General features: G+C 42.1%; 10 protein-coding genes. 4 read left to right on the plus strand and 6 right to left on the minus strand.

Annotation, left to right across the window (positions count from 1 at the left end; genetic code table 11):
• Positions 1 to 44: 44 nt before the first annotated feature.
• Entirely contained in the window at positions 45 to 827 is a 783-nt protein-coding gene (locus tag DXN04_RS32905; RefSeq protein ID WP_116857678.1) for a transglutaminase-like domain-containing protein, read from the plus strand.
• 41 nt (positions 828 to 868) lie between these two features.
• Here DXN04_RS32905 and DXN04_RS32910 read toward each other — a convergent pair whose 3' ends face one another.
• The 3 genes from DXN04_RS32910 to DXN04_RS32920 all read right to left on the minus strand — a co-directional run bounded on the left by DXN04_RS32910 (position 869) and on the right by DXN04_RS32920 (position 2,803).
• A complete protein-coding gene (locus tag DXN04_RS32910; RefSeq protein WP_116857679.1) occupies positions 869 to 1,486 on the minus strand; it encodes a pyridoxamine 5'-phosphate oxidase family protein in 618 nt (205 codons plus the stop codon).
• A 2-nt stretch (positions 1,487 to 1,488) separates the two neighbouring features.
• Positions 1,489 to 1,698, minus strand: coding sequence for a hypothetical protein (locus tag DXN04_RS32915; protein ID WP_116857680.1), 210 nt, complete (start codon positions 1,696 to 1,698; stop codon positions 1,489 to 1,491).
• A gap of 169 nt (positions 1,699 to 1,867) precedes the next feature.
• Positions 1,868 to 2,803, minus strand: a complete 936-nt coding sequence (locus DXN04_RS32920; RefSeq protein ID WP_116857681.1) for a nuclear transport factor 2 family protein — start codon at positions 2,801 to 2,803, stop codon at positions 1,868 to 1,870.
• 538 nt (positions 2,804 to 3,341) lie between these two features.
• Here DXN04_RS32920 and DXN04_RS32925 point away from each other — a divergent pair.
• From DXN04_RS32925 to DXN04_RS32935, 3 genes are all read left to right on the plus strand, one after another.
• Positions 3,342 to 4,445, plus strand: a complete 1,104-nt coding sequence (locus DXN04_RS32925; RefSeq protein ID WP_116857682.1) for a glycoside hydrolase family 88/105 protein — start codon at positions 3,342 to 3,344, stop codon at positions 4,443 to 4,445.
• A gap of 612 nt (positions 4,446 to 5,057) precedes the next feature.
• Positions 5,058 to 8,348, plus strand: a complete 3,291-nt coding sequence (locus DXN04_RS32930; RefSeq protein WP_116857683.1) for a SusC/RagA family TonB-linked outer membrane protein — start codon at positions 5,058 to 5,060, stop codon at positions 8,346 to 8,348.
• Between the two features lie 9 nt (positions 8,349 to 8,357).
• Positions 8,358 to 10,280: a RagB/SusD family nutrient uptake outer membrane protein gene (locus tag DXN04_RS32935; protein WP_116857684.1), complete on the plus strand. Its 1,923-nt coding sequence runs from the start codon at positions 8,358 to 8,360 to the stop codon at positions 10,278 to 10,280.
• A gap of 42 nt (positions 10,281 to 10,322) precedes the next feature.
• Here the strand turns inward: DXN04_RS32935 and DXN04_RS32940 are convergent, their stop codons facing one another.
• From DXN04_RS32940 to DXN04_RS32950, 3 genes are all read right to left on the minus strand, one after another.
• Entirely contained in the window at positions 10,323 to 11,087 is a 765-nt protein-coding gene (locus DXN04_RS32940) for a response regulator transcription factor (protein WP_116857685.1), read from the minus strand.
• Position 11,088: 1 nt separating this feature from the next.
• Positions 11,089 to 14,274, minus strand: coding sequence for a ligand-binding sensor domain-containing protein (locus DXN04_RS32945; protein WP_116857686.1), 3,186 nt, complete (start codon positions 14,272 to 14,274; stop codon positions 11,089 to 11,091).
• 99 nt (positions 14,275 to 14,373) lie between these two features.
• Positions 14,374 to 16,611 (minus strand): glycoside hydrolase family 3 N-terminal domain-containing protein, encoded by a 2,238-nt coding sequence (locus tag DXN04_RS32950; protein WP_116857687.1) that lies wholly within the window; start codon positions 16,609 to 16,611, stop codon positions 14,374 to 14,376.
• Positions 16,612 to 16,619 lie beyond the last annotated feature (8 nt).

The raw sequence follows: 16,619 nt of genomic DNA on the forward strand, positions 1-16,619 counted from the left end.
AAATGGGCATATCATTAACCCAGTTTACTTAAAAAATCATTTTCATGCTAATCCAGGCCAGTTCCTACTTTGAAATGCAGACAACGTGTCTTGTGCCGGGAATCTTTATGGTACGCCCCCGAAGTGCCCCCAACCAGGTTATCATGGAAGAGAAGTTTTCATTTACGCCACGGGTAAAAGGCAACGATTATATAGATGGATATGGAAATATCGCAATGCGTTTACTCATTCCGGAAGGAGATTCTACATTGGAAAGTAGTGTAATAGCTGAGTGTACTGAAACTATTGAGGTGAATATGGATGCAGCGTATGTACCTATAGAATTGCTTCCGGATAATGTGTTGCAGTTCCTGCTACCCAGCAGGTATTGCGAATCAGATAAGGTAACTGATATCGCCACAGCAATCACCGGGGGAATACAACCTGGTTATGCTCAGGTAGAATGTATCCGACAGTGGGTCCATACTAATTTTACCCGTCAATATGGTACTACTAACAGTACTACGTCTGCATTGGATGTTTTGCACACCAGGATGGGAGTATGCCGTGATTTTACGCATGCCGCCATTGCACTTTGCCGCAATCTGGATATTCCCGCCCGAATGGTAGCCGGTTACCTGCTTGGGTTGGACCCCATGGATCTTCATGCCTGGTTTGAAGCATACGTGGGAGATCGCTGGTATACATTTGATGCGCTTATGGATCAACCCATGGGCGGACGCATTGTGATGGCTTATGGCCGCGATGCAGCGGACGTAGCATTTGCAAGCCATTTTGGTAATGTAGTCTTCAAAAAGATGATTATAAGTGTGAAGGAAGTAACCTGATTTTTATATTTAATAGGAAATAATGAAAAAGCCGGCCCCAATTATTCGCCGGCAGCTGGTGTCTGTTTTAACCTTTTCAATTCCGCTTCCAATTGAGCAATGTAATTGTTTTGTGAGGCAAACGCCTTATTAATCTCCTCCATTGTATAGCGGGGTGTAATGTGTTGATGACAATTCCAGTCGTAGGCATCAACATCAAAAACCATCATTCTTTCAGGTCGGGACTGAGACCCTTCTACGCTCAGCCGGGTATATAATGCAGGATCCTCCTCCAATTCTACAATCCTGGCTCTGGCATATAATTTTAACCGGGTCCTTGTTGGATAATCCACCATAATCAATGCGATCTTATTGTTGGTAGCTATATTACCTACAGAAATATATTGGGAGTTCCCTTTATAATCAATAATGCCCAGTTGTTTTTCATCCAATACTTTTATAAACCCTTTTATGCCACCTCTATGTTGAATATAAGGATATCCATTCTCTCCAATAGAAGCCATAAAAAAACTGTCCCTGTCTGAAATAAAAGCCATTTCATTTTCTTTCAGGCCATCCACATAGCTTTTTTCTTCCAAACGGGCATAGCTTTTACGGCTGCCTAATATTTCCTGCATTTCTTTGACCGCATCTGTAAATGCTAATGATGCATAATTCATTTCTATTTATTATTTGATGGTTCACCATTTTCTGAAGCAGGTGCCTGATCAGATCCAGTAGTTATTTGTTTACTGATGATAGTAGTAAGGTCTGGAGTTTGCGCCAATACCTCCTCCCACATTGAATCGCCACATTCATCCTGTATAACTACTTTTTCTGTACCGGGTTGGGCCTTTAATCCGGAGGGATTATTGTTTTGTGAAGTGCTCATAAAAAGATGTTTAGTTTAAAAAGAGGGCGGGTTTTTTTATAGTGAATTTAAGCATTAAAATTTCTATTAACAACCTTTAACCTGATTTATGTGCTAACAGCATTTGCCGAATATTTCGCTACAAGTAAATTTTGGTTATTCAGTTTGGATGATAGGAAGCCGACCGGTACTAATGTCCGTAGCTGACCACTTTCACCACCTTCCATTGATTGCCTTTTTGCTGCCAGACCAGGACGAATCGCGGGGATGCCGTCACTTCTTCCGGGCCACCGTTAAAGCTGGTATAAAAACGGTGCATACCGACTTCAATCGCCCCAAATCCGGGTATAGGAAAAACCTCCAGGCTGTTTTTGTCCAGTTCTCTCCGTTCAACATATTTGGCGGCAGTATCTTTAAAATGCCGTTCATTGATTTCCATGCTCGTCTTGTAATCCATGAGGCCACTTTTGTCGTGGTAAAACTCCAACGATTCATCATACATATCTTTCAGGGTGGCCAGATCCTTGTGATTGATGGCATCAAAAAGCTTAGCGTCCAGCCCTTCTATGGTGGCGTACAGGCTATCCGTATGTGGGGCATGGAAGTTTTCCAATGATATGAACTGCCTGGTCATTTTCCATTCTCCATTTTTTAATGTCCATGTATTGATAAAGCGGGATACGTCTACCAGAAGGTCAGGTTGCCCGGCTTTGGTCAGGAAATAATTTTGTACACCCATTTGTATTGCAGTATTCTCCCCGGTAGTATAGGCTTGCAAGGTGCCAGCTACTACCCTTCTGACCTTTTTCATAGCAGCTGGATTATTATTTTTGGAGCAATAACTTTTAAAGTCGTTGATGAACCTGTCCCGGCCGACCACTCCGGTATATTTCGGGCCGCCGTTATCCTGGAGAAATTGAAAGTCCGGTGCCAATATGGAAGACAGTTCATTAAAGTTGCAGGTGTTGAGGATATCGTCATAAACAAGACTGTCTTTAATGGCAAGGATCCTGTAGAGTGCTGCTGCGCTATCTTTGGAGGTGCTTTGTGCATTACATGGATGGAAGGGCACAAAAATGAAGGCCGCAAACGCAATTACCCATATTTTTCTGACTGTTGTGTTCATTTTATTGCTGATTTATCTGTTTATACGTTTCCCGATGAAAATCTGACGGTGAGGGTTGAAGCGATTTTGGCGAGCAGTCCGATGCCATGGTCGCCACAAGTAAAAACATTAAATGATTACCAGTATAATTAACATATATGATATAAAAATCTGAATGTTCTGAGGGTGTAAGGATAACGTGAAAGAAAATACCTGGTAGTTGTAAGATTACATGTGCTATTACTTCGGTTAAACTAAGTTAATAATATTAACTGTTATATTTAATTAAATTCATCTAAGCGGTAATCAGGAAGGGGAAAATACCTTTTTGGAACCTGTAACCTGCCTTTTCCCTTGTTCGTCTATTAACTGGCGAAAGCAGGGTGGTTAGAATTAGTTTGTTGGCTTTTTACTTCCTCTCATTTTTAGACACAAATCGACAAAAAACTGAACAAAATTTAAGAAGGATATTTTATTTCTTCGCAAGGCGTTGGGAACAACCAATACAATTTATTGTGAATAACCACTATCATTTAAATAAGTTTTACAAAAAAGCGTTATGAGGAAATTATTTTTATCGTTGCTGGCAATTATATCTTTTCAATTTTTGTCTGCCCAGCAGAACCTCCTTACAAAATTTCCAAAGGGATCAACACCCGGCGAGGTGGGCAAACGATTGGCTTACCACTTCGTGGACGGCAGACATGAACTCTATGCAGGCCAGTACATTCACTATGCCGAAGTTTGCACCTGGAACGGCGCTTTGGACTATGCAGTAAAAACAAAAGACCAAAAGCTTATCAGGCTTTTACAGGACAAATTCGAACCCTTCTTTACCCGGGAAAAAGCATTATTGCCTCCAATGAACCATGTGGACTACAATATGTTTGGCAGCGTTGCGCTGAAACTTTACCAGATAACCAAAGATGTACGCTACAAGGAAATGGGACTAGCCTATGCTGATGCACAGTGGGAACTACCCAGGAATGCGAAACCGGACGAAAAAGCCTGGGCAGATAAAGGGTATTCATGGCAAACCCGTTTGTGGATCGACGATATGTATATGATTACTGTTGTACAAAACGAGGCGTATAAAGTAACGGGCGACCCCAAATATATTGATAGAGCGGCAAAAGAAATGGTTCTATACCTGGATAAACTGCAACGCCCGAACGGGCTTTTCTACCACGCTCCGGATGTTCCCTACTATTGGGCAAGAGGAGCTGGATGGATGGCAGTGGGTATGCCAAATTTGCTTCGTGACCTGCCTAAAGATCACAAAGACCGCCCACGAATTATGGAAGGTTACCTTACCATGATGAAAAGCCTGAAAGAACACCAAAGACCAGATGGCATGTGGAGCCAACTGATTGATGAAGCAGATTTTTGGCCGGAAACATCCGGCACTGCCATGTTTACTTATGCTTTTATTATTGGAATTCAGCAAGGGTGGCTGGATGCAGCCGAATATGCCCCGGCAGTTCAAAAAGCCTGGACTGCTATGGTTTCGCATATCGATGAACGTAATAATGTAACCGAAGTTTGCGTTGGCACAGGCAAAAAGAATGATAAACAATATTACCACGACCGCCCACGTAATGCGGGCGACCTTCATGGGCAGGCTCCTTATCTGTGGTGCGCAGCTGCACTTTTAGGGAAATAGCCGGGTATTTTTGCTGCCGCTGGTGTTGGAGGCCTTGCCCAAAGGCCCTGACACCAACGGCTTTGCCTGGGAACCTGTTTCCCTATGCCTGTGATTTAATACTTCCCCTTTTTGCACGACTCCATTTTGGAATAATTCGACAAAAAGTTGAATAAAACATACGGAAAAAGAATTTTTACTTCGTATTACAAGATCCGGGACAAGATTACCCACAAAGACAGACCACGTAGATCGACCATGTAGTACTGTGAGCTTAATAGAAAAGGGCATGTCCACTTATGAATCAACCAGGGATCCCGGGGGTACTCAATTGACAACTACAAGGAGGAAACGATCTATCCCTTCCTGAAAAAAGCGGTAGATAAGACTTACAGGGTTCGCGCCGATGATTATTCCACTTATGACAGGCTCTTAAACATTACTCCCTGATAAATCGAAGTAAATGTTTCGGTGCTATTGCACCTGAAGCTTTGCGCCCGCAATTATGAACCACAGGAGATAGCTCCGGGGGTATCTTCATTGTAATGCCCCGCTATCAACAATAGCTGGATGAGTATAAACCAAAATGCATGCTATTATAAATTTCATCGCGATAACGACTAACTGATCATTATGGAGAAAAATTATACAAATACCAGGAAAAGCCATCCCTCTTCTTCGCGTAGGAAGTGCTTATTGCCTGGATTATTCGGGGCCTTATTATTTTTGCTGTTTCCCTTTTTTGCCCCTGCACAGAATCCGGTTGTAACCGGCAGGGTTACTGACTCTCTGGGTAATGGAATAGCTGATGTTACAATTGCGGTTAAAGGAACAACAGTGAATGCAAAAACGGATGCATCCGGTAATTTTAGCATTCAGGTGAGCAAAGGCGTACCACTGAGAGCGTCACATGTAAGTTATATCAGCAGAGAGGTGATACCGGATGGAAAGCCGTTGACTATTGTACTACGACAAGCTACCAACGAACTAAACAATGTGGTTGTTATTGGTTATGGCACCATGAAGAAAAAAGATCTTACCGGGGCAATAACTTCTATCCGCCCAAATAAGATTGCAGACGAGAACCCTAAAACCGTTCAGGACATTATACGCGGAACACCCGGTGTGAGTGTAGGTCTTGATCCTTCTGCAAAAGGTGGAGGTACCATACGGATCCGTGGACAGCGTTCGGTTTATACAGATGGCGGGCATAATGATCCTTTGCTGATACTGGACGGTATGATATTTTATGGAGAGTTGTCTGAAATTAATCCAGACGATATTGATCAGATTGACATCCTTAAAGATGCCTCTGCTGCTGCAATCTATGGAGCGAAATCAGCTAACGGCGTGCTTATCATCACTACGAAAAAGGGGAAGAAAGGAAAACCTACTATTAATCTGACAAGCAATCTGGGCCTCTCCGATATGGCCGCAAACAGGAAAGTTTTTGGTCCCGACGGCTATATGCAATACCGCCAGGATTGGTACACGGCTGCTACCTATGGTATCAATTCAGCAACAGGGGCTTATGAACCTTATATATCAGAAACGGCAACGGCGGGTAAACCCGGATATTATGAGATGCCCACCGATCAAATGCTGGGAAAATATGGTATTACTATAGACCAATGGAGAGCTTATTCAACGAATACAAGCGATGCATCTGATAAAGAAATCCAGGCTAAACGCTTAGGTCTTCAATTTACAACACTGGATAACTATCTGAAAGGTAAAACCTTCGATTGGTATAAGCATAGTTTCCGAACCGGCTTTAACCAGGATTATAATCTCAGCGTATCTGGTGCCAGTGATAAAATCAATTATTATTTGTCTGCAGGTTTCCTGTCTAATCAGGGAGTCGTTGTGGGTGATAATTACAGGGCGGTACGCTCCAACCTAAAAGTGGACGGCAAGGTCACCGACTGGCTGGATATCAGCGCCAATGTCAATTTCCAGGACCGGTCCGACGGAAATATTGCGGTTAACTGGGGATCACAGATTATTAACAACAGTCCCTTTGCATCTTACAAAGATGAGGAAGGAAACCTGGAAGTACATCCTATGGGCGATGAAATGACTGCCAGCAAAGGGTATAATTTTGATTTCAATAAACAGTATATGAAACTTGAAAGAGGCTATACTGTTTTAAATACTATTTTTTCTGCCAGGGTAAAACTGCCTTTTAATATCAAGTACTCTTTTAATATTTCTCCCAGGTACCAGTGGTATTATAACCGCTATTTTGAATCCGCGGAGCATCCCGACTGGCTGGCAATTAATCATGGGGTAGACCGCAACTGGGCTAAACGTTTTGACTGGTCTTTGAATAATACGCTCAGCTGGGATAAAACTTTTGCTCAAAAGCACAAGGTAAATGTAACCCTGGTCCAGGAAGCCGAACAAAGACGGTATTGGAGTGATGTTATAAATGCACGTAACATTCTGCCAAGTGATGCATTGGGATTCCATGAAACTTCTACCGGCGATCCCCTGAATAGTAGTTTTGATACGGACGATTCCCGTGAAACTGCTGATGGTATGCTTGCGCGGGTGTTTTATTCCTATGATGACCGTTATATGTTAACGGCCTCTGTGCGCCGTGACGGGTATTCTGCTTTCGGCACTTCGAACCCACGGGCCACCTTTTTCTCAACAGCTTTGGCCTGGACATTTACTAATGAAAAATTCTTTCACTGGAGTCCTTTAAGCAATGGTAAATTGCGTTTGTCATATGGACAAAATGGAAACAGGTCATTGGCTAACCCTTACATTGCATTGGCCAATCTGGCCAATGGTGCCACCACCCAGGGCTACGTAGATGCCAATGGCAGTTATATCCAGTATTACTATTTAAGGATCGATCGTATGGCTAACCCTCATTTACAATGGGAAAAGACTACGGCATATAATATTGGACTGGATCTCGCTTTCCTAAATAACCGGATCAGCACTGCGCTCGATTATTATTATATGCCCACCACTAATATGATCATGAGCCAATCGCTGCCTGATTTTTCAGGGTTTACCAGTATCACTACCAATTTAGGAGAAGTACAAAACAAAGGTTTCGAAATATCAGTCAACACTCAAAATATAAGAACCTCCAATTTTAACTGGAATACCAGCTTCGGGTTTTCGAAATATAAAAACACCGTTAAACACCTTTATTACCGGTATGAGGATGTGTTGGATGCCAATGGAAATGTAGTGGCCACCAAAGAATCCGACGATATATCCAACGGATGGTTTATCGGGCAACCAATCAGCGCCATTTGGAACTACCGTGTTACCGGAATATGGCAGGTGGATGAAGTAGCTGAAGCTGCCAAATACGGCCAACGACCCGGCGATCCTAAAGTAGCTAATAATTATACGGCGGATGATATTAAGAACCCTGATGGAACTACAACGGCGGTTTATAATAATAAGGATAAAGAATTCCTGGGCCAGACTTCCTCGCCTGTTATGTGGTCACTGCGAAATGATTTTACCTACAAAAATTTCAATTTCTCATTCAATATCTATTCTTATTGGGGCAATAAGAGCTTAAGTACTTCTTACCTGAACCAGGATAATTCCGTTTCGTTAGTAACGTACAATGGCAATACATATGAGAAAAAATATTGGACCCCTGATCATCCCAGCAATTTCTGGGGCCGGCTGGATGCAAGAGGCCCCTCCGGAGTCGCCGCTCCCAACAGGATATTCAATCGTTCTTTTATCAGGCTCGATAATGTATCAATTGGTTATACAATGCCGCACAAACTTCTTTCACCAGCTGGGATTGAAAACCTGAAAATATATGCCACGGTTCGTAATGCGGCAGTCTGGAAAAAAGATAAAAACTGGAATTACTGGGACATAGAAACAGGTGACATTGCACCGAGAATTTATACACTTGGATTAAACGTGACATTATAAAATTTACCCATGAAAAACAACTCTATAATAAATATCTTCTTCGTGCTGATGCTAGCAGCGATCATTGCCTCCTGTAATAAGAAATATCTTGAGCCGGATCCTTTATCTTTTTACGAGCCGGAAGCTACTTTCACTACCAGGTCAGGACTTGATGCTGCAATTGCGATGTGTGACAAACATTTGAGAAGTTACTGGAGCTATATTTCAACAAGGGATATTTCGGTGCCCATTAACACTGAGTATATGTTGTCAGACATGGCTGTATCAGGTAAAACAGACGATGGAAGTATCTTTGCCGATGTGGCTACCCGCCTCACTCCAACAGACGGCATGTACACTAATGATGTGAATATGCTGAGCTTTTTCTGGGGAGAGACTTATAATGGCATTAAGTATGCCAATACAATCACTTCGTTTATTGATAAAGTGCCCGGCCTGGATGAAGCCACAAAACATGAATATATCGGCAGGGCCTACTTTCACAGGTCTTTCCGTTACCTGGCTTTATGTTTCCAGTTTAATAATGTTCCTTTAATCACCGAAATCCCTTCTACTCCCAAGCAAAACTACAAGAGCAGCAGTCGTGAAGCTATTTTAAATATGATTACTAAAAATATGGAAGATGCGGTGAAATGGGTACCCGATCAGTCAAGTATGGCTTATATAGGAATGATTAATAAAGGGGCCTGCCGCCAGTTATTGATCAAATGCTACCTTGCCACCGGTCAATGGGACAAAGCTATTGCTCAAGCCGATTCGTTAATCAATAATTCAGGTTATTCCTTAATGACATCTACATTTGGCACGTTTGAAAGCCCGTTGGAATCCACCTGGCATATTACGCGGAATGTGATATGGGATTTGCACCGCCCCGTGAACAAATGTATCCCTGCAAATAAGGAAACCATTCTTGCTATGCCCAACCGTGATAATACGGATGCCGCTATAAAAATGCGTACAATGCGTAACTGGGGGCCGATGTGGAATATTTCCAGCTTAGTTTCGCCAGCAGGGAAATTTATGCAATGTTATGCTTCATCCAGCAAATCCTACCGGGCCAACCTTGACTTCAACTCGGCTGTAGGTCGTGGTATTGCTATGATTAGTCCTACCTATTTCGCACAACATGAACTTTGGAGCGTAAACGGAATTGATGATACTGCAGATCTGCGACACAACAGCAGTGTGGGTAATTGGGCGAGAATGGATTCTCTGAAATATAATGATCCTTCAGATGCATTGTACTTTGGTAAAAACCTGAGACTTTATAATGGCAGCCAAATTTTGTGTACTGATACAGTGCGTAACTGGTTCGATTGGCCGCATTATAAAGTTTTTGTTAATGATCCCGATCATATTGGCAATCCTGCGAGTAATAATAATAGAGGGGGTGCGGCAGACTGGTATTGTTATCGTCTTGCGGAAACCTACCTGCTTCGTGCTGAAGCCGAATTCTATAAAGGGAATATAGGCGCTGCTACAGCAGATGTAAATATCGTAAGGCAAAGAGCAAAATGCCAACAGTTATACACGACTATTACTATTGGCGACATTGCTAATGAACGTGCCCGTGAATTATGGATGGAAGAATGGCGGCACATGGAGCTAAGCCGTATGTCCTACAGCCTGGCCTTAAGTGGCAAAGCTGATGAATGGGGAAATACCTATAACGTGAATACCCTTTCAGACAACAGTTACTGGTATCAGCGCATACAACACTACAGCAATTATTACAACAAAAACAAGATAACTGTAAAAGGTAGATCCTACACCATGGCACCACATAATGTCTATTGGCCAATTCCTCAATCTGCTATTGATGCAAACCTGTACGGCAAACTGCGTCAAAACCCTGGTTACAATGGTTATGACCCGGGTGTAGAGATGTGGACGAACTGGGAAGATGCTGTCAATGATGAAGACGATAATTAACTACCTGTATTTTGCAGTAAGCATCAATAGGAGCAGGCTTGCTTACTCCCTGGGCAATGAATTAGCATATTCGATAGGTGACATTTTAAAATATTTCTGAAAATTGCGACTGAAAAGGCTTTGCGAGCTGTAACCTACCATCTTTGAAATTTCATAAAATGAAAATTCATTCCTGGCAATTAAATCGGCAGCATTTTTAAGGCGCGTGATGTCAATTAATTCTTTAGGGGATAGCGAGGATAAGGATTTAATTTTGCGGTATAATGACGTGCGGCTCATGAACATGTGCCCGGCAAGCATATCAATATCAATATTGGGGTCTTTAATATTTGTTCTGATATATTCATCCAGTTTCTTTAGAAAGGCTTCATCTGTTTTTGAATGCGCCATTATCCTCACATCCTCAAAAGGTGAACTGGCAAAATGGTCCTTTATCTTACGGCGGTTTTTAAGTAGGTTGGCAATCTGTACCTGCAGCAATTCTGACGAGAATGGCTTTTGTATATAGGCATCTGCCCCTACCTCAAGTCCTTCGATGTGCGCCTTATATGTATTTTTAGATGTTAATAAAATGATGGGGATGTGGCAGTATTCCACATTTGATTTAATTAGCCGGCATAGCTCAAACCCGTCAATTCCCGGCATCATAATATCTGATATGATGAGGTGTATAATTTCCTTGTCTAAAATGCTTTGTGCAAATTCTCCATTGGTGGCAAGATGCAACTGGTAGGAGTCTCCCAAAACTACAGATAAGAACTCCAGAATATCTTCATTATCGTCAATAATAAGAATATTTTCGGTCATGCTATTTTATCTTTTTCCAACTGCTTAATTGAAATTCAATTTTTTGATGAATGGGCAGTTGCAGTTCAAATATAACTAAATCAGCTTCGCCGGAAATCAATCGCAGTGACCCGTTGTGCAACTCTGTGAGCGATCTGGCCAGCGAAAGCCCAATACCAGTTCCGGGTCTGTCATTGCCGCGTACCCTTACAAAGGGTTCAAATATCTGATCTTTAAACTCTGCTGGTATGCCTTTACCATCGTTGTAAAAGCTAATCGTAAAATATTCATCTGAATCGTTTACAGTATTTATATTAACCCTGGCCCTGGTAGCTGCATATTTAATTGCATTGGACACTATGTTGGTACAAATTTTAATGAGCGCCTCTCTGTCTACAAAGGCCATAAAATGTTTTTCCGGTAATACTATATCCAGATCAATATTGTTGCCGGCAGCTTGTGCTTTAAAGCCATTTACCAGCTCGGCTACCAGCCCAACAATATCTGTTTTTACAAAATTCAGGCTGAACTGGTTGGCTTCAGTTTTTCTAAAGTCAAGTAGTTGGCTGGCCAGTTCTGTCAGGCGCCGGGTGTTTCTTTCTGCTATTGTAAGGCTTTTCTTAACATCAGGATCTTTGTCAAATTTCTTGCTCAACCATTCGATAGGCCCCACTATAAGCGTCAGTGGGGTTTGTATTTCATGTGTAATATTGGTAAAAAATTCGATTTTGGCCTGGTAAATTTCTTTCTCCTTTTCGTGTTCAAACAACTGTTGCTTTCGCAAATTTTTACGCTCAAGGTATCGACGATATAAACGGTCCATGATGAAAATAATAGTAGCTAAGAGCAGCAGGTATAAAATATAAGCAAGGTTGCTTTCCCAAAAAGGCGGCAGAATTTTGATGACCAGCCGGCGTTCTCTGCCCGTCCAGCTACCTGTATTGCTTTCAGCGTGGACTATAAACTCATAAGTTCCGTGTGTAAGATCGGTAAAATAAGCTTTGCGATTAGTATTGAGGTAGGTCCAGGGTTGATCAATGCCCTTCATCAGGTATTTGTACCGGGTTGCTTCGGGCGACGAATAGTTCAAGGCGGAAAACTCAATACTAAAATTGTTTTGATCATATTTCAATATAACCGTGTCGGTGTATAAAATAGATTGGGAAAGGGGACTGTTGTCCCCCCCTGGTACCGTTTCTATATTATTAATTTGGAAACCTGTAATATAGGTAGGCGGGCTGGGTTCTCTTTGGCTAAATTGAGCCGGGTCAAAAGCAATCATTCCTTTTACGGAGCCGAAGTACATTTTACCATCGGTATTTTTATATGCCGAGTTGTAGTTGAATTGGTCCGTTATCAATCCATTGGCTTTTGTGTACACTTTTACCTGTTCTGTTTGCAGGTCAAAACAAATAAGGCCTTTGGACGAACTAATCCACAAATGATTGGAATTGTCTTCCAGGATGCTGTACAATACATTGCTGGGTAACCCGTTTGCGGTTGTATATCTTTTGATGCTTTTCATGTCATGGCTTAGTTTTATAAGCCCACCGCCGGTTGTAGCAAACCATAAAGTATGTTTGCTGTCTTCAAAAATATTATACACAGGAAATTCGTTAATAGTCTTTCCCCTGGTAGTATCTCCGAAACGAAAATTGCCGTGCCGGCCGGTTTTAGGATTATAATAGAAAGCCCCTTCCTTTACACTACCTGTCCAGATATTTCCTGCTGCGTCTTCAAATATATCGTAAACATAAGTGTTGTATGGAATCTGACTGATACGCTTAAATGTTTTGTGTTGTGGATCATACTCAAAGAGTCCGGCATTACGATATGCAGTGCCCACCAGCAGTGTATTGTTTCGTGTCCGGTAGATTGAAATTACAAAATCGCTTACCGGCCCCTTCCTGTCACCAATGAGTTTAAACCGGTCTGTAACCAAACCCGTACGCACATCCATTACTTCCATGCCCTGTAAAAAGGGGCCGATAAATAACTCGTTGCCCCAGGAAAGCAGGCCGTGTATATTGAAGTAAGAGATGCTTCCTTTTCTGCCTGTAGCTGAATAGTTGGTAAATGTGCCTGTCTTTACATCCAATTTGTTAATACCTGCATCTTCAGTGCCGATCCATAAGTGCCCATTGCTATCGGCACATATTTCTCTTACCGCATTTCCTGAAATAGCATTAGCACCCGGTAGCGGATAGTATTTTTCAAATCGCGCATTGACCTTTGAATAATAATTTAACCCGCCAAAAAAAGTACCGGCCCACATCCCACCCTGGTTATCCCTGCATAATGCATAAACAGCATTGTCTGCCAGGGCATAGGGGTCGCCTGGTCTTTTTCTCAGACTGATGCTCTTGTTGGCGGCTAAGTCGTAAATGTAAATGCCCGATTCAGTAGCAATCCAGTATCGCCCATCGGTACCAGCTGCAATGTCCCGGACAAATATGTCTTTATTCTTACCGGCATCCAGTGATAAGGATTTGACGGTACCGGTTTTGGTATTGTAGCTTTTTAATCCCTGCTTAAAACAACCTATCAATAGTTCGTTACTACCGATAGGGTATATTTTACTGATGGACCGGGCATTTGCAGGCAAACTTTTATTAACAATCCTTATTTTACTATCAGGCTTTGCTTTGGGGTTGTAAATATGAATGTTACCATCACTATCTCCCATCCATAAATTCATATTTGAATCCAGCGCAATACAGGATGCTTTTATTTTTAAGTCCTCTACCCTGTTTTCTGATTGTATGTATTTATACAGGGAAAAGCGGATGAGAAACCATATGTTATTATCATTGTCTATTACAAGATTGCTGGTATATTCTTTTTGACCGGTTTCCAGCTCTGAGAGCTCCTCTTTGAACGGGTTATATTTAAAAATGCCTTTGCCGGTAGCTATCCAGATCATCCTGTTTTTATCCTGGGCTAAACAATTAATAACATCGTTTCCCAGGCTGCCAAATTGATCGTTTTTGTTTTTGAAGACTTTAAAAGAATACCCGTCGAAACGGTTCAAACCGCCACGGGTTCCTACCCAAATCAAACCTGTACTATCCTGTATTACAGCAGTTACCGAATTATGTATTAGCCCATCATCTACCTGATAATGCTTAAAATAATATTGCCCATAACATCGAGGAATAGTCATCTGCAATAGTAAATTCAGCAATATAATATAACCGTGGAATCTCATAACTGAATTCAAATATAATACATGATATCAAATACGTTGGGCTTTAAAATTAAAGAAACTTAATAATTAATGAGAATGATATTGTTTTATAAAATTATTTCAGTCCACCAGTTCAAACTCGCTACGCAAAAGGATGTCATCAGATGAGGAACCGATCATAAGGTCAAATTCTCCAGCTTCAGATTTATATTCTAATTTCCTGTCATAGAAGCATAGTTTATTATTATCGATCACAAACGTGATAGTTTTTGTCTCTCCTTTCCTGAGCATTATTTTCTTAAAATCTTTTAGCTCTTTTACAGGGCGTACTACTGATCCTACCCTATCTCTCAGATACAACTGAACAACTTCCTCCCCATCATATTTTCCTGTATTTGACAGCTTGAATGAAACTTCAATAGTTTCATTTTTATTCATTTTTGTTTTAGATAACTTCAGCTCTTTATATTCAAAAGTTGTATAGCTCAGGCCATGACCAAATGCAAATTTGGGACTATTCTTCAAATCGGTATATGCAGACCTGTAGGATGTACAATCATCACACTCAGCAGGACGGCCTGTATTGAAGTGATTATAATAAATCGGGATTTGCCCTACTTCACGGGGGAAAGTAACAGGTAATTTGGCTGCCGGGTTCATATCTCCAAACAAAACGTCAGCAATGGCGTTCCCTGCTTCTGAGCCAAGCCACCATGAGTAGAGAATAGCAGGAACATTATCTGCCGTCCAGTTGAATATCAGGGGCCTGCCCGCGTTTATCAGTACCACTACCGGTTTACCCGTTGCCTGGATAGCTTTTACAAGATCTTCCTGTACCCCCGGCAGGTGTATATCACTTCTGCTTTTAGCCTCTCCGCTCATATCCCGGCGTTCGCCTATACTCAGGATGACGATGTCCGCTTTTTTAGCTGTTTCAATCGCTTCAGCAAAACCGCCCTTGTCAGTACCTTCTATTTCACAACCCTTGGCATAAAGCAGTTTTGTATTCTTTCCCACCTTATTTTTAAGGCCATCCCATTGTGAAACAATAAATTGATCATAGTCTACCTTATTCAGTTCGATTGACCAGAAACCCAGGTTCTGTTTATATTCTTTTACTAAAGGACCAATGAATGCAATGCTATTTACATCTTTTGAGATTGGAAGCAGATTATTGTTATTCTTCATCAGGACAATGCTCTTTGCTGCAATTTCTCTTGCAGCTTTTGTATGTTCCGGGTTATTCATTTCTTCTTTTTCCCGCTTTTCGTCAAAGTATTTATAGGGATCGTCAAAGAGCCCTAATTCAAATTTCTTCCGCAATACACGTCTGACAGCATCATCTACCAATGCAATATCTACTTTGCCTTCTGTAACCAGCTGTGCCAGGTTATTTTTATAGGCCCTGCTTTCCATATCGATGTCAGTTCCCGCTGTTATTGCGGCCCGGGCAGCTTCCTTTCCATTTTTAACAAACCCGTGGTTAATCATTTCTCCAATGGCTCCCCAGTCGGAAACAACGAATCCGGAAAAGTTCCATTTCCCTTTAAGTATATCCCTATATAGATAGGTGTTACCTGTAGCCGGAATGCCATTCAGATCGTTGAAAGAGGTCATAAAAGTAGCAACCCCGGCATCCAGGGCAGCTTTGTAGGGTGGCAGATATATCTCCCAGAGTAACCTGTCACTCATATCCACGCTATTATAGTCACGACCAGCTTCAACAGCTCCGTAAGCGGCAAAATGTTTAGCACATGCCATCACACTGTTTATTGCACCTATTTTTTCTCCCTGAAAACCTTCTACCCTTGCTTTTGCGATGAGTGATCCCAGGTAGGGGTCCTCTCCTGCCCCCTCCATTACTCTTCCCCAACGGGGATCGCGGCTGATATCAACCATGGGGGCAAATGTCCACTGGACCCCTCCTGCGGAAGCTTCTGTAGCTGCAATCCGGGCTGAGCGCCGGATAGCTTCCAGGTCCCAGCTGGCAGCTTCTCCCAGTGGTATAGGGAAAGTAGTTTTATAACCATGGATGACATCCTGCCCAAACATAAGGGGGATTTTCAGGCGGGACTGCATGGCAATATCCTGGAACTGGCGCATGCGTGATACGGTAAATACATTGAGCATAGATCCCAGTTCACCACGCCTGATCTGGTTTTCTTTATCTCCGTCAACTGTCACAGGCCCGGTAGCAGCACCATCGTCGTTATACTGGTTCAGCTGTCCGATTTTTTCGTCCAGGGTCATCTGTGCCAGCAGGTTTTCAACCCTTGTGCTGATAGCGGGATTTTGTGCTTTAACAGGGATAGTCAGACAAGCTGTTGCTAATACTGATAAGAAGAATAAATGTTTCATCAGTCTAA

Origin of the sequence: Chitinophaga silvisoli, from assembly GCF_003412465.1 — a bacterium.
Classification (GTDB): domain Bacteria; phylum Bacteroidota; class Bacteroidia; order Chitinophagales; family Chitinophagaceae; genus Chitinophaga; species Chitinophaga silvisoli.